The organism is Streptomyces sp. P6-2-1, assembly GCF_050613165.1.
In the GTDB taxonomy this organism is placed as follows: Bacteria; Actinomycetota; Actinomycetes; order Streptomycetales; family Streptomycetaceae; genus Streptomyces.
Genome location: NZ_CP192513.1, coordinates 6225744 through 6245110, shown reverse-complemented (window position 1 = coordinate 6245110; position 19367 = coordinate 6225744). Strand labels below are relative to the sequence as shown.

Annotated in this window: 17 protein-coding genes and 1 pseudogene; 14 read left to right on the top strand and 4 right to left on the bottom strand. The window is 73.4% G+C overall.

The annotated features are described in order from the left end of the window. The first annotated feature begins 101 nt into the window (after nucleotides 1-101). Nucleotides 102-1217: an Rv2578c family radical SAM protein gene (locus ACQYWQ_RS26340; protein WP_431038037.1), complete on the top strand. Its 1116-nt coding sequence runs from the start codon at nucleotides 102-104 to the stop codon at nucleotides 1215-1217. Between the two features lie 50 nt (nucleotides 1218-1267). On the opposite strand, the gene ACQYWQ_RS26335 is transcribed toward ACQYWQ_RS26340, so the two are convergent. Beyond that, a complete protein-coding gene (locus tag ACQYWQ_RS26335) occupies nucleotides 1268-1906 on the bottom strand; it encodes an adenylosuccinate lyase (RefSeq protein WP_431038035.1) in 639 nt (212 codons plus the stop codon). 288 nt (nucleotides 1907-2194) lie between these two features. Between ACQYWQ_RS26335 and ACQYWQ_RS26330 the strand changes: the two genes are divergently transcribed. The 5 genes from ACQYWQ_RS26330 (at nucleotide 2195) to pssA (ending at nucleotide 7009) form a co-directional block, all read left to right on the top strand. After that, nucleotides 2195-3031 carry a TetR family transcriptional regulator gene (locus ACQYWQ_RS26330; protein WP_431038034.1) on the top strand — a complete coding sequence of 279 codons (837 nt, stop codon included), beginning with the start codon at nucleotides 2195-2197 and terminating at the stop codon, nucleotides 3029-3031. Nucleotides 3032-3409: 378 nt separating this feature from the next. After that, entirely contained in the window at nucleotides 3410-4198 is a 789-nt protein-coding gene (locus ACQYWQ_RS26325; RefSeq protein ID WP_431038032.1) for a methylmalonyl-CoA mutase family protein, read from the top strand. 57 nt (nucleotides 4199-4255) lie between these two features. Then, nucleotides 4256-5224, top strand: a complete 969-nt coding sequence (locus tag ACQYWQ_RS26320) for an HpcH/HpaI aldolase/citrate lyase family protein (RefSeq protein ID WP_431038031.1) — start codon at nucleotides 4256-4258, stop codon at nucleotides 5222-5224. A 269-nt stretch (nucleotides 5225-5493) separates the two neighbouring features. Continuing rightward, nucleotides 5494-6141 carry a phosphatidylserine decarboxylase gene (locus ACQYWQ_RS26315; protein WP_030997063.1) on the top strand — a complete coding sequence of 216 codons (648 nt, stop codon included), beginning with the start codon at nucleotides 5494-5496 and terminating at the stop codon, nucleotides 6139-6141. An 85-nt stretch (nucleotides 6142-6226) separates the two neighbouring features. Next, nucleotides 6227-7009 carry a CDP-diacylglycerol--serine O-phosphatidyltransferase gene (gene pssA, locus ACQYWQ_RS26310; RefSeq protein WP_431039353.1) on the top strand — a complete coding sequence of 261 codons (783 nt, stop codon included), beginning with the start codon at nucleotides 6227-6229 and terminating at the stop codon, nucleotides 7007-7009. Nucleotides 7010-7121: 112 nt separating this feature from the next. On the opposite strand, the gene ACQYWQ_RS26305 is transcribed toward pssA, so the two are convergent. Next, nucleotides 7122-8249, bottom strand: a complete 1128-nt coding sequence (locus ACQYWQ_RS26305) for a glycerate kinase (protein WP_431038030.1) — start codon at nucleotides 8247-8249, stop codon at nucleotides 7122-7124. A gap of 180 nt (nucleotides 8250-8429) precedes the next feature. Here ACQYWQ_RS26305 and ACQYWQ_RS26300 point away from each other — a divergent pair, with 180 nt between their 5' ends. Next, on the top strand, nucleotides 8430-8930 hold the full coding sequence (locus ACQYWQ_RS26300; protein WP_431039352.1) for an NUDIX domain-containing protein: 501 nt from the start codon (nucleotides 8430-8432) through the stop codon (nucleotides 8928-8930). Between the two features lie 44 nt (nucleotides 8931-8974). Then, nucleotides 8975-9716: pseudogene (locus tag ACQYWQ_RS26295) on the top strand (SIR2 family NAD-dependent protein deacylase). 66 nt (nucleotides 9717-9782) lie between these two features. On the opposite strand, the gene ACQYWQ_RS26290 reads toward ACQYWQ_RS26295, so the two are convergent. Then, on the bottom strand, nucleotides 9783-10322 hold the full coding sequence (locus tag ACQYWQ_RS26290; RefSeq protein ID WP_431038028.1) for a methylated-DNA--[protein]-cysteine S-methyltransferase: 540 nt from the start codon (nucleotides 10320-10322) through the stop codon (nucleotides 9783-9785). Nucleotides 10323-10354: 32 nt separating this feature from the next. Next, on the bottom strand, nucleotides 10355-11824 hold the full coding sequence (locus tag ACQYWQ_RS26285) for an AlkA N-terminal domain-containing protein (RefSeq protein ID WP_431039351.1): 1470 nt from the start codon (nucleotides 11822-11824) through the stop codon (nucleotides 10355-10357). 439 nt (nucleotides 11825-12263) lie between these two features. On the opposite strand from ACQYWQ_RS26285, the gene ACQYWQ_RS26280 reads away from it, so the two are divergent. The 6 genes from ACQYWQ_RS26280 to tdh all read left to right on the top strand — a co-directional run bounded on the left by ACQYWQ_RS26280 (nucleotide 12264) and on the right by tdh (nucleotide 19313). Next, nucleotides 12264-14165, top strand: coding sequence for a glycoside hydrolase family 2 protein (locus tag ACQYWQ_RS26280; RefSeq protein WP_431038027.1), 1902 nt, complete (start codon nucleotides 12264-12266; stop codon nucleotides 14163-14165). After that, a complete protein-coding gene (locus ACQYWQ_RS26275; RefSeq protein ID WP_431038025.1) occupies nucleotides 14162-15472 on the top strand; it encodes an extracellular solute-binding protein in 1311 nt (436 codons plus the stop codon). The genes ACQYWQ_RS26280 and ACQYWQ_RS26275 overlap by 4 nt, the downstream gene beginning before the upstream one ends. A 23-nt stretch (nucleotides 15473-15495) precedes the next feature. Continuing rightward, nucleotides 15496-16458, top strand: a complete 963-nt coding sequence (locus ACQYWQ_RS26270; RefSeq protein WP_431039350.1) for a carbohydrate ABC transporter permease — start codon at nucleotides 15496-15498, stop codon at nucleotides 16456-16458. 3 nt (nucleotides 16459-16461) lie between these two features. After that, complete coding sequence (locus tag ACQYWQ_RS26265; protein WP_431038023.1) at nucleotides 16462-17403, top strand: carbohydrate ABC transporter permease; 942 nt, start codon at nucleotides 16462-16464, stop codon at nucleotides 17401-17403. A gap of 83 nt (nucleotides 17404-17486) precedes the next feature. Beyond that, nucleotides 17487-18047, top strand: a complete 561-nt coding sequence (locus ACQYWQ_RS26260; protein ID WP_431038021.1) for a GNAT family N-acetyltransferase — start codon at nucleotides 17487-17489, stop codon at nucleotides 18045-18047. A gap of 237 nt (nucleotides 18048-18284) precedes the next feature. Then, a complete protein-coding gene (gene tdh, locus ACQYWQ_RS26255; protein ID WP_431038020.1) occupies nucleotides 18285-19313 on the top strand; it encodes an L-threonine 3-dehydrogenase in 1029 nt (342 codons plus the stop codon). Nucleotides 19314-19367: the final 54 nt, after the last annotated feature.

Here is a 19367-nt window from a genome sequence, read left to right as displayed (position 1 = left end):
CCATCGCGGGGCCACGCCGCCAAATCCAGCGTCCCGGCGATCAAGGGAACAAATGTTCTATTGTTCGAGCGCAGCCGGTCCGCTACCCCGAGGAGGCCGCCATGCGCTGGGACAACCTGAACGACACCGTCAACGACGCGACGACCGCGAGGAACGCGCTGTTCTCCGCCGAGTCCGTCACGACCCGCACCTTCGACACACCCGAATTCGCGGGCATCACCTTCCACGAGATACGCGCCCGCTCGATCGTCAACCGCGTCCCCGGCGCCTCGCGGATGCCCTTCGAGTGGACCGTGAACCCCTACCGGGGCTGCTCGCACGCCTGCGTCTACTGCTTCGCGCGCAAGACGCACAGCTACCTCGATCTCGACACGGGCCTCGGCTTCGACAGCCAGATCGTCGTCAAGGTCAACGCGCCCGAACTGCTCCGCAAGCGCCTCGCCTCGCCGCGCTGGCACGGCGAGCACATCGCGATGGGCACCAACGTGGACTGCTATCAGCGCGCCGAGGGCCGCTACGCGCTGATGCCGGGGATCATCACGGCGCTCACCGAGCACGCCAACCCCTTCAGCATCCTCACGAAGGGCACGCTGATCCTCCGCGACCTGCCGCTGCTCGCCGAGGCCGCGCGCGTGACGCAGGTCGGCGTCTCGGTCTCGGTCGGCTTCACGGACGAGACGCTGTGGCGCACGGTCGAGCCCGGCACCCCGGCCCCCGCCAGGCGGCTCGACGTCGTACGGCGCCTCGGCGAGCGGGGCCTGGACTGCGGCGTCCTCATGGCCCCCGTCATCCCGTACCTGGGCGACAGCCCCGAGCAACTGGAAGCGACGGTACGGGCCGTCGCCGAGGCGGGCGCCACCTCGGTCACCCCGCTCGTGCTGCACCTGCGGCCCGGCGCGCGCGAGTGGTTCATGTCCTGGCTCGCCCGCGAGCACCCGCGCCTGGTCGGCCCCTACCGGCGCCTGTACGGGGACGGGGCCTACGCGCCCACGTGGTACCAGCGCCGCATCACGCGCCGGGTCCACGAACTCGCCCGGGCCTACGGCATGGGCGAACGGCGGGCCGCGTCGTGGCGCGCCCAGGAGCACAGGGACGGGCGCGCCGGTTCGGGCGAGGGCGTACCGCTCGCCGAGCAGGCGCACGTACCGCCTCCGCACGCCCCGGAGCGCGCGCGGGGGCCCGAACCGGCGGGCCCCACCCAGCTCACCCTTCTGTGAGCCGGTGGCGCACGGCCCGCACGCCCCTGCCCCGGGGACCCGAACGGCCCTCAGCCCCCGGTCCCGGCCTCCTTCTTGCGCAGTTCGGCGGGGCGCCGGTTCCGCGGCGCCGGGATGCGGGCGAGCGCGGCCGAGGCGGCGGCGCCGAGCCCAGGGTGCTGTTCGGCGGCCTGGAGCACCCGGCGCGCCCGCCGGTCCCCGAGCACGCCGAGCCCGGCGACGCACGCGAGCGCGACGTTGCGGTAGGGGTCGTTGCGCACGAGCCGGCGCTCCAGCGTCGCGATGAGCGCGGGGACGGACTCGGGGGCGCGGAGCGTGGTGAGGAGCCGTACGGCCTGTCCCGCGTAGGCGACGCGCAGTTCGTTGGTGGCGAGCGCGGCGGCGGCGCGCGCCGTCCTGGGGTCGCCGAGCGCGGCGAGGGCCTGTGCCGCCGTGGCGCAGCGCTGGGGGTCGCGGTGATTGAGGAAGAGGACAAGGGTCTCGAAGGCGCGCGGGTCCTTGGCGAAGCCGAGGCGGTAGGCCGCCAGCTCCCTGGCCCACAGCGGGCGGCCGGGGTCGCTCAGCACCCCGGCCAGTTCCTCGGGCCCGGCCGCGCGTGCCAGTCGTTCGCACTCGTCGACCGCCCGCTCCCCCTCCACCACCGCCTCGCACCGTAAGCGGTCCGTGAGCGCACGCAACTCTTTGTTCATGGCAGCCGAGCGTAGCGGCTGAGGCGGCGCAGGGTCAGGGGGCCAGGAAGAAGGAAAAGCCCTTCCTCCTCGCCCAGTTCACCCGTGCCGGGGACGGCGGGCACGCACGGCCGCTCATCACGTGCGAGGGTCGCTCATCGGAGCGCGACGGCGAGGGGCGGGAGGGGCGCGGGGCCACCCCCGGGCCCGTACGCGGTCGGCGCGCGGCGCGCGCGAGGGGCGTACGGGCGGGGTCGCGAGCGGCGGGCAGCGCACACGCGCGCGGCGCGATGCAGTACGTTCGGGAGCATGTCCCAGTCGGCCACGCCTCCGTCGCCCCCCTCCGCACCCCGTACCGCCACGCCCCAGGCCCCGGCAGGCACCGAGAACGGCTCCGGCGGCCGGGCCGCGGCCCAACGCCTCAAGATGCGCCGCGAGCTGGCGTCCGCGGCGATGGAGCTGTTCGCGACGAAGGGGTACGAGGCGACGACCGTCGATGAGATCGCCGCGGCCGCAGGGGTCGCCCGCCGGACCTTCTTCCGCCATTTCCGGTCGAAGGAGGAGGCGATCTTCCCCGACCACGACGACACCCTGGTCCGCGTGGAGGACGTCCTCAAGGCGGCGCCCGCGCACGAGCACCCGCTCGACACGGTCTGCCGGGGCATCAAAGAGGTCATGAAGATGTACGCGGCAGCCCCTCAGGTCTCGGTCGAGCGCTACAAACTGACACGCGAGGTGCCGACGCTGCGCGAGCGCGAGATCGCCTCGGTCTCGCGCTACGAGCGGCTCTTCACGCGCTACCTCCTCGGCCACTTCGACGAGCACGAGCAGAACGGCAACGACGAGCCGCTGCTCGCCGAGGTCGCCGCTTCGGCCGTCGTGACCGCGCACAACCACGTCCTGCGGCGCTGGCTGCGGGCCGGCGGCGAGGGCGACGTCATGTCCCAGCTCGACCGCGCCTTCGCGATCGTACGGGCCACGGTCGGCGCCAACTTCGCCGTCGGCGGCCTCACGCCCGGCAGGCCGGGCCCCGCGGCGACGGCGAGCGCGCGCGGCGAAGTGCTCGTGACGGTGGCACGCACGGACGCGCCGCTCGACGAGGTCATGCGCACGATCCAGCAGGCGCTGCGCCCGCAGGGGGACTGAGCGCACGGGGACTTCACCGCGAGGGGTGGCGGGCCGCACAGGTCCCGCCGCCCCTTTTCGTTGTCCCCGCACCACCCCCGTGGGTGCGGCACGCAGTGCCAAGATCGCGTTGGCTCCCCCATCGTGCCACGCCTCCGCCTCCGCACGGAAGCCCCTGCTCCACCCCGCCGCGATCGATCATTTCCGCCCACCTTGGCCGCACATCCCTTTCCCCACTTGGGATGATCGATCATCGCTCATGTGAGCACTCTCTTTGCCAGATTAATACTCGCGAGTAGCTTCACCGCCTTGCTGACTGACACCGCGTGCCATACGTTGAGGAAGTCCGGGCGGCCCCTCCAGGAGCCGCATCGCCGCAGCCCCCCGCCGGAGGCACTCGTGAAGGACACCACCGACCTCTCCAGGACCACAGGGACGGCCGCACTCGCCCTCGTGTGCGACGCGCCGACGCGTGCGGGCTTCGACCCGGGCGAGGCGGCGGGCGGCGCCTTCGGGCGCGCGGGGGTGTCGCTCGCTCACCTCGGTGACGTACGGCGGCTGTTCGACGGGGTCCCGCTCGGCCGCGTGCGTCTCGCCCTCCCCGGCGGTCCCACCGGGATGTGGCTGCTCGCGCTGTGCCTGGTCGCCGCCGAGGAGCAGGGCCTCGCGCCCGACGAGCTGAACGGGACGACGCACGAGGAGCGGCCCGCCGCGACGGCGCTCGCGCTGCGCCTGCGCGGCGACCTCACCGCCTACGCCTCGGCCTCCCTGCCCCTGTGGTCCTTCCGTACCGGCACCCTGCCCGGGAGCGGCCCGTCGGCCGCCGGGGAGGGCGAGGAGTGCGCCGCGGTCGCCGCCCTCGCGCGCTGGCGGGAGACCCGCGAGGAGTCCACCGACCGGCAGGGCCTCGCCGACCCGTACCTGTGGCCGAGCGTGCGCCAGAGCCTCGAACGGCTCGCGGACGCGGCCATCGAAGGGGACTGCCTCATGGAGGCCACGCTGGACTGCGTGCGCGCCGGGGTGACGACGGGCGAGTGGGCGCGCACGCTGCGGGCGGCGCTCGGCACGTACGAAGCGCCCGCGACGTCCCCGCGCGAAACCCCCGGGACGCCCTCGCGCGCGCCGTCCGCGCCGCACCCGTTCCCGCCCCGGGGCGGGCGCCACCGTGCCCCCGCCGGAGTGCGGTGATCACCCCCCGTAGGGTCGGGGGGAGCACGTACCCGCCGCTCCCCCGGAGGTCCCCGCATGACCGGCATGCCAGGCCCGCGTCCCGTCCGCCCGCGCCGCTCCTGTCTCGCCGTGCCCGGCAGCAACCCGCGTTTCCTGCGGAAGGCGCAGTCGCTGGCCGCCGACGAGGTGTTCCTCGACCTGGAGGACGCCGTGGCCCCGCTCGCGAAGGCGGAGGCGCGCGAGAACGTGGTGCGCTTCCTCAACGAGGGCGACTGGGGCGGCAGGACGCGGGTCGTGCGGGTCAACGACTGGTCGACCGAGTGGACCTACCGCGACGTCGTGACGGTCGTCGAGGGCGCGGGCAGGCACCTGGACTGCCTCCTGCTGCCGAAGGTGCAGGACGCGCAACAGGTCGTCGCGCTCGACCTGTTGCTCACGCAGATCGAGAAGGCCACGGGTCTCGACGTGGGCCGCATCGGCATCGAGGCGCAGATCGAGGACGCCCGGGGTCTCGTCGCCGTCGACGCGATCGCCGCCGCTTCCCCGCGCCTGGAGGCACTCGTCTTCGGCCCGGCCGACTTCATGGCGTCGATCGCCATGAAGACGCTCGTCGTCGGCGAGCAGCCGCCCGGGTACGGCGCGGACGCCTATCACTACATCCTCATGAAGATTCTCCTGGCCGCGCGCGCCCACGGGCTCCAGGCGATCGACGGCCCCTACCTCAAGATCCACGACGTGGACGGCTTCCGCGCCGTCGCCGGGCGCTCCGCCGCGCTCGGCTTCGACGGGAAGTGGGTCCTGCACCCGGCGCAGATCGAGGCGGCCAACGAGGTCTTCGCGCCCGCGCAGGAGGACTACGACCACGCCGAACTGATCCTTGACGCGTACGCCCACCACACCTCGGCCGCGGGCGGGGCCAGGGGCGCAGCGATTCTCGGCGCGGAGATGATCGACGAGGCGAGCCGCAAGATGGCGCTCGTCGTCGCGGGCAAGGGCCGCGCCGCCGGCCTGACCCGTACGGCATCGTTCTCCGCGCCGGAGTGAACGGCGCGTGCGCGGAGCGCTGCCCCGTACCGCCCGTCGAGATCCCTGTCACACCGCACGGTGCCGTGGGATGATGAGAAGACTGACGGAAGGACTGACGGGTTTACCTCGCACGTACGGAGGTGCCCCTGATCACATCCGGTGAGGGCCGTTGGCCCGTCGACTCGCTTCCTGGCTTGCCCAGTTGCGGGCCGCAACCGATACCATCCCCGGAAAGCCGCCGTCCCCCGTCTCATCCGCGCGGCATTCATCCGCTACGAAGGTCATCCATGCCCGACAGCCACACCCCTGTAACTCGCGGCCGGGTCCGCCTGGCCCGCGGCGCCTCTCCCTGGCTGCTGCCCACCGTCGCCACGGCGGCCCTCTCCCTCGGCCGCGCCCGCCGCTCCGGGCGCGCGGCGGCGCTCGCGGTACCGGCCACGGCCCTCGCCGCGGGGATGCTGTGGTTCTTCCGCGACCCCGAGCGCGAGATCTCCGAGGGCAGGGTCATCTCGCCCGCCGACGGAGTGGTGCAGAGCATCATGCCGTGGAAGGACGGCCGCACCCGCGTGGCGATCTTCATGAGCCCGCTCAACGTGCACGTCAACCGCGCTCCGCTGGCCGGCACCATCACCTCCGTGGAACACGTTCCCGGTGGTTTCGTGCCCGCCTTCAACAAGGAGAGCGAGAACAACGAGCGTGTCGTGTGGCACTTCGACACGGAACTCGGCGACATCGAGATGATCCAGATCGCCGGGGCCGTGGCGCGCCGCATCGTGCCGTACGTGCCGAGCGGCACCAAGGTCGAGCAGGGCGAGCGGATCGGCCTGATCCGGTTCGGCTCCCGCGTGGACCTCTACTTGCCGGAGGGGGTCGAGGTCGCCGTGGAGGTCGGGCAGCCGACGCTCGCGGGGGTGACTCGCATTGACCGTGACTGACCGCGGTACCCACGACCGCGAGACACACGACCCCGAGACGGGGAGCCCCTGGGGGCTCGACGCCGAGGAGGCGGGCGAGCCGGAGATGCCGCTCTCGCTGCGCCTGTCGATAGCGGACGCCCTCACGCTCGGCAACGCGACGTGCGGCTTCATGGCGGTGTACTTCACCACCACGGGCATCCTCATCCCGCACCTCACCGGCAGTGACGAGTTCGGCATGGCGCGTCACTCGGCGGCGACCGCGGTGATCCTCATGCTGTGCGCGGCGGTCTTCGACCTCTTCGACGGCCTCGTGGCCCGCAAGCTGCGCAGCTCGCCGATGGGCGCCGAGCTGGACAACCTGTCGGACCTGATCAGCTTCGGTCTCGCCCCGGCCTACTTCGTACTCGTGTACGGGCTCGTCGCGGACGACGCGCATCAGAGAGTCGCCGCGCTCGGGGCGATCGTCGTGCTCCTCGCCGTGGTGCTGCGGCTCGCCCGTTTCTCCTGCGTGACGCTGCGTGACGGCGTCTTCCAGGGGATGCCGAGCCCCTTCGGGGCGCTCACGGTCGTGTCGGTCGTACTCCTCGAACTGCCGTTCGTGGCGACGCTGCTCGCGATCATCGGGACGGCGTGGCTCATGGTGAGCCGCGTCGAGTACCCGAAGCCGCGCGGGCCGCTCGCCGGGGCGATGCTCAGCTGGATCGTCGCGGCGATGGGGCTCCTCGCCGCCTGGGCCTTCGACGCGCCCGGCGGGCAGCTGCTGCTCCAGACGGGGTGCGCGCTCCAGCTCGTGCTCGCCGCCGTCATCCCGCTCTTCGCGACGGCGCGCCGGGTCAACAACTTCCGGGGCAACCGTCGCGAGGCGCGCGCGGTACGGCTGCCGTAGGCGTTCCCGGTACGTGCCAGGGCCCCGCACCTCGCGAGAGGTGCGGGGCCCCGCGCGTACCGCGGCCGCGGGCCCCGCGCCTGCCGCGCGTACCGCGGCCGCGCGCGCCGTCCTACAGGCGCTCGGTCGCGATGCGGCCCGCGAGGCGTTCCAGGAGCGGGCCCGCTTCGCGGACACAGGTGTCGACGTCGGGTTCGATCGACGTGAGGGGGTACGCGGCCGCGATGCCCGCCGCGCGCAGCTCGGCCTCCTCCAGCGCGAGCCTGCCGCACACGGCGACGACCTCGACGCCGCGCGCGCGGGCGGCGGCCGCGACCCCGGCGGGCGCCTTGCCGCGCAGCGTCTGCGCGTCGAGCGAGCCCTCGCCCGTGATGACGAGGTCCGCGCGCTCCAGCGCCGCCGCGAAGCCGAGCACGTCGAGCAGCACGTCGATGCCCGGCCTGAAACGCGCGCCGAGCCCCACGAGCGCCCCGTAGCCGACGCCGCCCGCGGCTCCCGCGCCGGGCGCCGTCGCGCGCTCGCCCCCGTCGAGTACCCGCGCGTAGTGCGCGAGCGCCGCGTCGAGCGCGGCGACGTCCTCCGCGTCGGCGCCCTTCTGCGGGCCGTAGACGGCGGCGGCGCCGTGTTCGCCGGTCAGCGGGTTGTCGACGTCGGAGGCGAGGACGAGATCGGCGGCGGCGAGGCGCGGGTCCAGGCCGCTCAGGTCCGCGCGCGCGAGCGCGGCGAGCCCTCCGCCGCCCGGGCCCACGGGGGCGCCCGCCGCGTCGGTGAACCGCGCGCCCAGCGCCGTGAGCATCCCCGCGCCGCCGTCCGTGGTCGCGCTGCCCCCGACGCCGAGCACGAGGCGCCTCGCGCCCGCGTCGAGCGCGGCGCGCAGCAGCTCGCCCGTCCCGTACGTCGTCGCGGTACGCGGCGCGAAGCGCCCGGCCGGCAGGTGCTGGAGCCCGCTCGCCTCCGCCATCTCGACGACGGCGGTGTCCGCGCGCAGCGCGAAGGCCGCGGTACGTGGCTCGCCGAGGGGACCCGTCACGGCCACCTCGTGCCGTGTGAAGCCGGCGGCGACGGCGGCGGCGACCGTGCCGTCGCCCCCGTCGGCGACCGGCAGCGCCTCCACGGCGATCCCGGGGCGCACCGCGCGCAGCCCCGCGCCGACGCGCTCGGCCACGTCGACGGCGGTGAGCGAGCCCTTGAACTTGTCGGCGGCGATCAGCACCCTCGGGTGCCCGTGCTCCTCGGTCACAACTCTCCTTCGCGCGGCTGCTCGGTCGCGTACGCGCCCTCGGACCGGCCCGGTCGCGCACGCCGCAGCGACCCTAACCGGCGCGGCGGGCGGGAGCCGGGGCGCGTCCGGGGAGTGGGCAGAGGACCGGGCGGGTCCGTGCGGGGGCCACTAAGGTCGGTGACCGTGAGTCGGAACGAAGTGGACAGCGCGTACACGCACTACATCGCGGGCCTCCCCCACGTGCTCGCGGCGGCGGCGACGCTCTTCAGGGACACGGAGGGACGGGTGCTCCTCGTCGAGCCCAACTACCGGGCCGGGTGGGGTCTGCCCGGCGGGACGGTGGAGGCGGACGCGGGCGAGTCGCCGCGCGAGGGGGCGCGGCGCGAGACGCGCGAGGAGATCGGGCTCGACCTGCCGCTCGGGCGGCTCCTCGCGGTCGACTGGTCACGCAGTCCCGTGCGCCCCCCGATCGTCATGCACCTGTACGACGGCGGGGTGCTGACCGAACGGCAGCTCGGGGCGATCCGGCTCCAGGAGGCCGAGCTGCTCTCGTGGCGCATGGTGCCGAGAGCGCGCCTCGCCGACTTCCTTCCCGGGCAGCCGGCGGCGCGCGTCACGGCGGCGCTCGACGTGCTCGACCGCGGCGAGGGCACGGTGGAGCTGGTGGACGGGGTGCTGCCGCCCGGGATGGAGGACTGAAATCCCTTCGCCGCGCGCCCGGCCCCCGTCCTCCGCTCGCCCCCATGACGACCACCCGGCTCCCCCTTCTCGCCCTCCTCACCGGCGCCGGGATCTCGACGGACTCCGGCATTCCCGACTACCGGGGGCCGCAGGGGGTGTGGCGGCGCGATCCCGAGGCGGAACGCCTGGTCACGTACGAGGACTACGTGGGCGATCCGGACGTGCGCCGACGCGCCTGACGGTTGCGGCTCGGCCACCCCGCGCGCGGCGGAGCCGAACGCGGCGCACCGGGCGATCGTGGACCTGGAGCGCGCGGGCGCCCCGCTGCGGGTTCTCACGCAGAACGTGGACGGCCCGCACCAGCGCGCGGGGCTCGCGCCGCGCACGGTCTTCGAGCTGCACGGGAGCGCGCACCGCACGGCGTGCGTGCGCTGCCACGCGCGGCGGCCGATGGAGGAGGCGCTCGCGCGGGTCGCGGCGGGCAGCCCGACCCCTCCCGCGCCACCTGCGGCGGCGTCCTGAAACCGGCCACCGTCATGTGCGGGGAAGCACTCGATCCGCAGGTGCTCGCGCGCCGTCGCCGTGACGAAGGCGGCGGACGTCTTCCTCGCCGTCGGCACGACGCTCCAGGTGCACCCGGTCGCCTGGCTCGTGGAACTCGCCGTGCGGCACGGCGCCCGGTTCCTCGTCGTCAACGCCGAGCCGACCCCGTACGACCACCTGGCGAGCGAGGTGGTCCGGGAGCCGATCGGCACGGCGCTGCCGGAACTCCTGGAGCGGATCGGGGGCCGCGCGACGGCATGACGTGGCTCGGGGCGGGGGCGGGGGCGGGGCGGTCCCGCCGGAGGCCGGGGCCTCAGGACGCAGGGCTCAGTTCAGCGCGAACAGGGCCTCCTCGCCGACCGGGCCGCTTCCCGTGGCCGCCGTCGCCCCCGTACGCGCCCGCTCGAAGGCGAGCAGCGCCTTCTTCTTCTCGACGCCGCCCGCGTACCCCGTCAGGCTTCCGTCGGCGCCGACGACGCGGTGGCACGGGACGATGATGCTGATCGGGTTGCGGCCGTTGGCGAGTCCCACGGCGCGCGAGGCGCTGGGTTTGCCGAGGGCGGTGGCGAGCTGTCCGTAGCTGCGGGTCTCGCCGTACGGGATGCGGACGAGCGCGTCCCAGACGGTGCGCTGGAAGGGCGTGCCGTCCTGGTGCAGCGGCAGGTAGAAGGTCGTCAGCTCGCCGGCGAAGTAGGCGCCGAGCTGGTCGAGTGCCGGAGCGAAGGGGCGTGCGTCGCGCTCGCCGAAGGTCTCGTCGGCGGGACGGTGGCGGTGCCGCGGCAGGTAGAGGCCGCTCAGCACGCCGTCCGTCGCGACGAGCGTGAGCGTGCCGTAGGGGCTGTCGGTCAGGGTGTGCTGTCGGCGCACGGGGAACACTTCCTCACGATCGGGTGGGGGGGTCAGGAACCTGGCATGACGTTGATGGGGTGCGTGGACGTCGCCCACAGGTACTGCGTCGCGTAGGCGCGCCAGGGGCGCCAGCCGGCGGCGCGGCGGGTGAGCGCGGCGGGGGTGGCGGGCAGCCCGAGCGCTTCGGCGGCCTGGCGGACACCGAGGTCGGTGACGGGGAAGGCGTCGGGGTCGCCGAGCGCGCGCATGGCGATGATCTCGATGGTCCAGGGGCCGATCCCCGGCAGTTCGGCGAGGCGCGCGCGGGCGAGGTCCCAGTCGCTGTCCGCGCCGAGCGCGAGAGTGCCCGAGGCGAGCGCGTCGACGAGGCCGAGGAGCGTGCGGCGGCGGCTGCGGGGCATCGCGAGCTGCTCGGGGTCGAGCGCGGCGAGCGCGGCCGGGGCGGGGAAGAGGTGCGTGAGCCCGCCGTCGGGGTCGTCGACCTCCGTACCGTACGAGGCGGCCAGGCGCCCCGCGTGGGTGCGCGCGGCGGCGGTGGAGACCTGCTGCCCGAGCACGGCCCGTACCGCGAACTCGGCCTCGTCCGTCGTCCTCGGGACGCGGCGGCCCGGGGCCTTGCGCACGAGCGGCGCGAGTTCGGGGTCGGCCGCGAGCGCCGTGTCCACGGCCTCGGGGTCGGCGTCGAGGTCGAGGAGGCGGCGGCAGCGGCTGATCGCCGCGGGCAGGTCGCGCAGCTCGCGCAGGCGCAGGCGGCAGTCCACGTACTCGGGCATCGGGCTCAGCGCGACGATGCCGGGGCCGTGCGGGAGGTCGATGGTGCGGCGGTAGGCGCCGTCGCGCCACTCCTCGACGCCGGGCACCGCGGTCGCGACGAGGTGGCCGAAGAGGTTGTCGGGCGTGAAGGGGCCGCGCAGCGGGAGCCGGAGGCGTACCGTGCCGGCGCCGGGCTCGGCGGTGGCCCCCGCGCGGGCGCGCAGGGCGGAGGGCGGGAGCGCGTAGACCTCCTGGACGGTCTCGTTGAAGGTGCGGACCGAGGAGAAGCCGGAGGCGAAGGCGATGTCCGCCATCGGCAGGGCCGTCGTCTCGATGAGCAGGCGCGCGGTCTGCGCGCGCTGGGCGCGGGCGAGGGCGAGCGGGCCCGCGCCGAGTTCCGCGTTGAGCTGGCGCTCGATCTGGCGGGCGCTGTAGCCGAGGCGCGCGGCGAGTCCCGGCACACCCTCGCGGTCCACGACGCCGTCGGCGACGAGGCGCATGGCGCGGGCGACGAGGTCGGCGCGGTGGTTCCACTCGGGCGAGCCGGGGCTCGCGTCGGGGCGGCACCGCTTGCAGGCCCGGAACCCGGCCTGCTGGCAGGCGGCCGCGCTCGGCAGGAAGACCATGTTCTCGGGCCGGGGCGTGAGCGCCGGGCAGCTGGGACGGCAGTAGATACCGGTGGACGTGACCGCGGTGAAGAACCACCCGTCGAACCGCGCGTCCCGCGAACGCACGGCGCGCACGCAGCGCTCCCTGTCGGCGTGCAGCCCGCCCTGCGGGCCGCCGACGACGGCGCTGGTCGCTGCGGCCTCTGGGGCCGCCCCTGGAGTAGCTGACATGCCTCAAGGATGCGGCATCCCGGAGGGCGGAGCTGGCGGAAATCCGACATGGCGATGCGCAACCGGAACCCGCGGGCTGCGGGCCCCGGGGCCCGCGGCCACGGGACACCCCGGACACCCCGGACGCACGGACGCTCCGGACGCACCCCACGAGCAGCCCGCCCCCCCTCCCCGTCGTCCCTCCCCCGCCCGTCCCGATCCCCGCGAATTCCCCCCATTCGCCCGCACCCTCGGAACGGGGCGTTCCGTGGTCCCTCCGTCACACGCAGGAAACCCCGCCACCACCTCTTTACAACGATGTAATCCGAGTGCTGACATGAGATCCCACCAAGTGATGTCCCAAGTGGTGTCCCCGCGAGGAGAGTTCATGCCCGAGTACGACGGCATCTGTCCGCATCCGCTCGACGCCGGTCCCGAAGTGCCCCGGCCCGAGTACCCGCGTCCCTCTTTCGCGCGTGCGGAGTGGCTGAATCTCAATGGCACGTGGGAGTTCGCGCGCGACCCCGGTGACAGCGGTCTCGAACGCGGTCTCGTCGGGCAGGAGCTGCCCGAGCGGATCACGGTGCCGTTCTGCCCCGAGTCCGCGTTGTCGGGCATCGGGGACACCGACTTCCTGCACGCCGTGTGGTACCGCCGCACCGTGACGATCCCGGCCGAATGGGCGGGGCGCCGCCCCGTCCTGCACTTCGGCGCCGTCGACCACGACGCGACGGTGTGGGTCAACGGCACCGAGGTGGCGCGGCACAGCGGGGGTTTCACCCCGTTCAGCGCGGATCTGGGCGGGGTCGCCGCGCCCGGTGAGGAAGCCGTCGTCGTCGTGCGGGCGCGGGACGCCGCGCACGGGCCGCAGGCGCGCGGCAAGCAGTCCACCGAGTACGCCAACCACGCGTGCAACTACACGCGTGTGACGGGGATCTGGCAGACGGTGTGGCTGGAACCGGTCGCCGACGTGCACCTGCGCCGCCCGCGCGTCACGCCCGACCTCGCGGGCGGCTGCTTCCACCTGGAGCTTCCGCTCTCGGCCAACCGGCCGGGGCACCGCGTACGGGCGCGACTGCTCGACGCGGAGGGAACGGTGGCACAGGCGGCGGTACGGGCCGATCTCGACCTCGCGCCCCGCCTCGTCCTCGCCGTACCGCCCGCGCGGCAGCGCACGTGGTCGCCCGATGACCCGCACCTGTACCGGGTCCTGCTCGAAGTGACCGACGCCGAGGGCGAGGTCGTCGACCGGGCCGTGTGCACGGCGGGTCTGCGTGCGGTCTCGCTCGACGGGAAGCGGTTCCTGCTCAACGGAAAGCCCGTCTTCCAGCGCCTCGTGCTCGACCAGGGCTGGTACCCGGACGGGCTCATGACGGCGCCGGACGACGCGGCGCTCGTGCGCGACATCGAGCTGTCGCTCGCCGCGGGCTTCAACGGGGCGCGGCTGCACCAGAAGGTCTTCGAGGAGCGCTTCCTGTGGCACGCCGACCGGCTCGGCTACCTCGTGTGGGGCGAGTTCGGCGACTGGGGCGCGCACACGGGCGGCGGCACGGCCTGGGACAACCAGCAGCCGACGGCCGGTTTCGTGCACCAGTGGCTGGAGGCCGTGGAGCGGGACCAGGCGCACCCCTCGATCGTCGGCTGGTGCCCGCTCAACGAGACGCACCAGCGCCTCCACGACCGCCGCACCCAGCTCGACGACGTGACACGGGCGATGTTCCTCGCGACGAAGGCCGCCGACTCCTCGCGCCCCGTCATCGACGCCTCCGGCTACGCGCACCGCGTCGCCGAGACGGACGTGTACGACGCGCACAGCTACGAGCAGGACCCGGCCGCCTTCGCGAAGCAGATGGCGGGTCTCGCCGACGACGCCCCGTTCGTGAACCCGCAGGACCAGAGCCCGGATCAGGTGTGGTCGCTCCCGTATCGCGGACAGCCGTACTTCGTCAGCGAGTTCGGCGGCATCTGGTGGAACCCCGAGGAGGCGGCGGCGGCGGGCGAGGACCGCGACGTGTCGTGGGGATACGGCCACCGGCCGCGTGACGAGGAGGAGTTCCACGCGCGCTTCACGGGGCTCACCGGGGTCCTGCTCGACGACCCGCTCATGTTCGGCTACTGCTACACGCAGCTCACGGACGTCTTCCAGGAGCAGAACGGTGTCTACCGCTTCGACCGCACGGACAAGCTCGACGTGAGCCGGGTGCGCGAGGCCCAGCTGCGGCCCGCGGCCTACGAGAGCACCAGCGCGAGCACCGGTGGGAACACCGCGCCCGCGGGGGAGGAGCGGTGACCCTCACGACGACCAGGCGCGGTCTGCTGCGCGGCGCCCTCGCCGGGCTCTCGGCCGCCGCGCTCGCGCCCGCGCTCGCCGCCTGCGGCTCGGTGGCGGGCTCGGTGTCCTCCTCGGCGGGCAAAGTGCGGTTCTGGCACCTCTTCCAGGGCGGCGACGGGGCGCTCATGCGCCAGATGCTCGCGAAGGTGCGCGAGGACGTCCCCGGGCTCGACCCCGAGGACACGGTCCTGGACTGGGGCGCCGCGTACTACACGAAGCTCGCGATGGCCTCGGCGGGCGGTCGCGCCCCCGACCTCGCGATCATGCACCTCTCCCGGCTCGCGGGATACGCGCCGGGCGGGCTGCTCGACCCGTGGGACACCTCGCTCCTCGAAGAGTTCGGCGTCCCGCAGGAGCGGATCAACCCGCGCGTGCGCGCGCTCGGGCGGTTCGAGAAGCAGCCGTACGCGATCCCCCTGGACACGCACCCCTTCGTCGTCTTCTACGACCGCACGGTCATGGACAAGGCGGGGCTGCTCGACAGCGACGGGCGGCTCCTGCCGCCCGAGTCGCCCGCGCACTTCCTCGACATGGCCGAGCAGCTGCGCAAGGGGAAGGGGAAGCTCGGCCCGATCATGGGGCTGTTCAACGACACGGCGCAGGCGTGGCGCATGTTCTGGGGGCTCTACAGCCAGACCGGTGCCCCGTTCGGCCTCTCGGGCCGGAAGCCCGACGTCGACCGGGGAAAGATGGCCGACGTGGTGGAGTTCTTCCGGAAGGTGGCCGTCGACTCGCGGACGATGGACTACCCGGCGGGGGTCGCCGCCTTCACCACGGGGCAGTCGCCTTTCATCTTCTCGGGCGAGTGGGAACTCCCCACGTTCCAGGGCGCGAAGTTCGACCTCGGGGCCTCGCCCATGCCGACCCTGTTCGGCTCGCCTGCCTCGTACGCCGACAGCCACTCCTTCGTGCTGCCGCACCAGGACAACGCGGACGAGGGGCGGCGGCGCGACGCGCACCGGCTCGTGGCGGAACTCCTCAAGGGCAGCATGACGTGGGCGCAGGCAGGCCACATCCCCGCCTACCTGCCGGTCGTCGGCTCGAAGGCGTACGCGAAGCTCGACCCGCAGTCCTCGTACGCCCCCGCGGCCGAGCACCCCGCGATCGACCCGCCCGCGTGGTTCACGGGCGCGGGCTCCGACTTCCAGGCGCGGATGTGCAGTGCCCTCCTCCAGGGGGTGCGCGGCGCCGACTCCGCGCAGCGGACGGTCGCCGAGATGCTCTCCGGGCTCGACTTCTTCCTCTCCAAGCCCAATCCGGCCTGACCGGGACAGAAAGGCGCTCAATGATGAGTACGGTCCCCACCACGGGCCCCGCGAGCCTCGCGCCCGAGGCCGCCACCCCTCCCGATGCCGGCGCCAGCGGCGCGCGCGGCCTCGGGAAGCGCTCGGCGAAAGGCGGTTCGGGGGGTCTCTTCGTCGCCCCGTTCATGATCTTCTTCGGGCTCTTCCTGCTCGTCCCGCTCGGCTACGGGCTGTGGATGAGCTTCACGGACGCGAGCCTGACCGGGCACGGTGACGGCTCCTTCGCCGGGCTCGGCAACTACGCCGAGGCGCTCACCGACTCCGAGGTGTGGAAGAGCCTCGGCAACACCGCCGTCTTCACGGTGCTCTCCTCCGTACCGCTCGTCGTGCTCGCGCTCGCGATGGCGCTCCTCGTGCACGCGAACCTGCCCGGGCAGTGGCTGTGGCGGTTCGCGTTCTTCGCGCCGTACGTGCTGCCCGTCGCCGTCGTGTGGCAGGTGTGGTCGATGATGTTCCAGCCCGATCTGGGACTGGTCAACAACTTCCTCAACGCGATCGGTCTCGACAGTATCGGCTGGCTCGTCGACGAGAAGTGGGCGATGTACGCGGTCGTCCTCGTCACGGTGTGGTGGACGGCGGGCTTCAACTTCCTGCTCTACCTCGCGGCCCTCCAGGCCGTCCCCGACCACCTCTACGAGGCGGCGGCGCTCGACGGCGCGGGCGCCTGGCGGCGCCTGTGGTCGATCACGCTGCCGCAGCTCACGCGCACGACGGGGCTCATCGCCGTGCTCCAGATCCTCGCCTCGCTCAAGGTGTTCGACCAGATCTACCTGCTGACGCGCGGCGGCCCGAACGGCTCGACGCGGCCGATCCTGGAGTACATCTACGACACCGGCTTCACCGGTTACCGGCTCGGCTACGCCTCGGCCATCAGCTACGTCTTCTTCGCGATCCTCGTGATCCTCTCGCTCGCGCAGTTCAAGCTCTTCTCGCGCAAGGAGGCGTGACACATGAGCACCCAGACCGTTCCGTCCGCCGGGCGGCCGCCCGTGTCCCCGCCCCGTCGCTCGACCTCGCCCGTCCCGCGCGGGCAGCGCTTCTCCGTACGCCCCGGGCCCGTGCTCGGCTCCGGACCGCTGCCGAAGGTCATCGCGCTGCTCGCCCTGCTCGTGGCGACCGTGCTGTGGCTGCTTCCGCTCGCGTGGGGGCTCGTGACGTCCTTCAAGAGCGAGACGGACGCGGCGACCCCCGACGACGGCTGGATACCCGCGCACGGTTTCACGCTCGGCGCGTACCGCAAGATCCTCGACCAGGGGAACCTTCCCCTGTGGGGGCTCAACAGCCTGCTCGTCACGGTCGTCGTGACGGCCCTGACCGTCGCCGTCTCGGCGCTCGCCGCGTACGGCTTCTCGCGCACCCTCTTCCGGGGCCGCAAGGTGCTCCTCGCGCTGACGCTCGCGTCGATCATGGTGCCGCCGCAAATCCTCATCGTGCCGCTGTTCCGCGAGATGATCACCGCACACCTCGCCGACACGTACTGGGCGGTGATCCTGCCGCAGGTCGTGGCGCCCGCGATGGTGTTCATCCTGAAGCGCTTCTTCGACGGGGTGCCGCGCGAGCTGGAGGAGGCGGCGCGCATCGACGGGGCGGGGAGCCTGCGGGTCTTCTGGAGCATCGTGCTGCCGCTCTCGCGCCCGATCCTCGCCGCGGTCGCGATCTTCGTGTTCATCACGACGTGGAACAACTTCCTGTGGCCCTTCATCAGCACGAGCGACCCGAACCTCATGACGCTCCCGGTCGGTCTCTCGACGGTGAAGGACTCCTACGGGCTCCAGTACGCGCAGTCGGCGGCGGCCGCGATGCTCGCCTCGCTGCCGCTCGTGATCGTCTTCATGGTCTTCCAGCGCCAGATCGTGAAGTCGGTGGCGACGACGGGGCTCGGCGGGCAGTGAGCGCACGCCGTACGGGGCCGGGGCTCCGCGGGGCCACGTCCCCGCCCCGTACGGCGTTCTCGCCGGCCGGATAGCCTCCTGGCATGTCGAACGATGATCACACCATCCTCTCCGCGGGCATCCTCCTGCGCCCGCTGGCCGGGGGCGACGCCCCCGCGCTCCTCGACGCCTACGTGCGCAACCGCGACCACCTCCGGCCGTTCGAACCGGTGCGGACCGAGGAGTTCTACACGCTCGCGGGGCAGCGCGAGCGGCTCGCCAACCAGCTCGCCGCGCAGGAGGCAGGGACGCTCTTCGGCTGGGTGTTCGTGGACGGCGAACGCATCGTCGGCACGATCACGCTGACGCAGCTCGTACGCGGCCCGCTCAACAGCGCGAACCTCGGCTACTGGGTCGACAAGGAGTACGCGGGCCGCGGCCTGACCGGCGCCGCGGCGGCCTTCGTCGTCCGGTACGCCGACGACGTGCTCGGCCTGCACCGTCTGGAGGCAGGGACCCTGCTCGACAACCTCGCCTCGCAGCGCGTCCTCGCGAAGGCCGGGTTCACCGAGTTCGGCGTGGCCCCCCGCATGCTCCACATCGACGGCGCCTGGCGCGACCACAAGCTCTTCCAGATCCTCCTCAACGACCTCCCGCCGCGCTGAGCCCCGCGGGGGACGGCGTGCCGCACACGCCCACTCGCCCGCGCAGCCTGTAGGAAAGCCGCAGGCGCGGTTAAGAAAACCTCGATGGACCGGGTGGCGTGCGGAGCGGCAGGATCTTGATGCCGGTCGTGCGCACCCTTCCGCGGGCCGCGGCCGTCCCCCACCCCTCCGTACCGCCACCGGCCCCCGCGGCCGCGCGGTACGGCGCGCACAGAGCACAGAAGAGGAGCCGCCGGAGTGAAGGCACTGGTCAAGGAGAAGGCGGAGCCCGGACTGAGCCTCGTGGAGGTCCCGGAGCCCGAGGCCGGTCCCGGGGACGTGCTCATCAAGGTGCTGCGCACCGGGATCTGCGGCACCGACCTGCACATCCGCGCCTGGGACGGCTGGGCCCAGCAGGCCGTCAGCGCGCCGCTCGTCGTCGGTCACGAGTTCTCCGGCGAGGTCGTCTCGGTCGGCCGCGACGTCAACGGCATCGCGGCGGGGGACCTGGTCAGCGGCGAGGGTCACCTCGTGTGCGGCAAGTGCCGCAACTGCCTCGCGGGCCGCCGCCACCTGTGCCGCGCGACGGTCGGGCTCGGCGTCGGGCGCGACGGCTGCTTCGCCGAGTACGTCGTGCTGCCCGCCTCCAACGTGTGGGTCCACCGCAACCCGGTCGACCTCGACATCGCCGCCATCTTCGACCCCTTCGGCAACGCCGTGCACACCGCGCTGTCCTTCCCGCTCGTCGGCGAGGACGTGCTCATCACGGGCGCGGGCCCCATCGGCCTCATGGCGGCGGCCGTCGCCAAGCACGCGGGGGCGCGCAACGTCGCGATCACCGACGTGAGCGAGGCGCGGCTGGACCTGGCCCGCAAGGTCGGCGCGGATCTCGCGCTCGACGTCTCCTCGGCGTCCATCGCGGACGGCCAGCGCCTCCTGGGCCTGCGCGAGGGCTTCGACGTCGGCCTGGAGATGTCCGGGAACCCGGCGGCGATGCGCGACATGCTCGCCAACATGACGCACGGCGGCAGGATCGCGATGCTCGGCCTGCCCTCGCAGGAGTTCGCCGTCGACTGGGCCCGCATCGTCACCTCGATGATCACGATCAAGGGCATCTACGGCCGCGAGATGTTCGAGACGTGGTACGCGATGTCCGTCCTCCTCGAAGGCGGCCTCGACCTCGCCCCGGTCATCACGGGCCGCTACCCGGCCGCCGAGTTCGAGGCCGCGTTCGCCGACGCCGCGAGCGGGCACGGCGGCAAGGTCGTCATGGACTGGACCACGTGAGCCGCTCCCGTACGGCCTGATCGCTACGTACCGCCCCCGCACCCACCCCTCCGG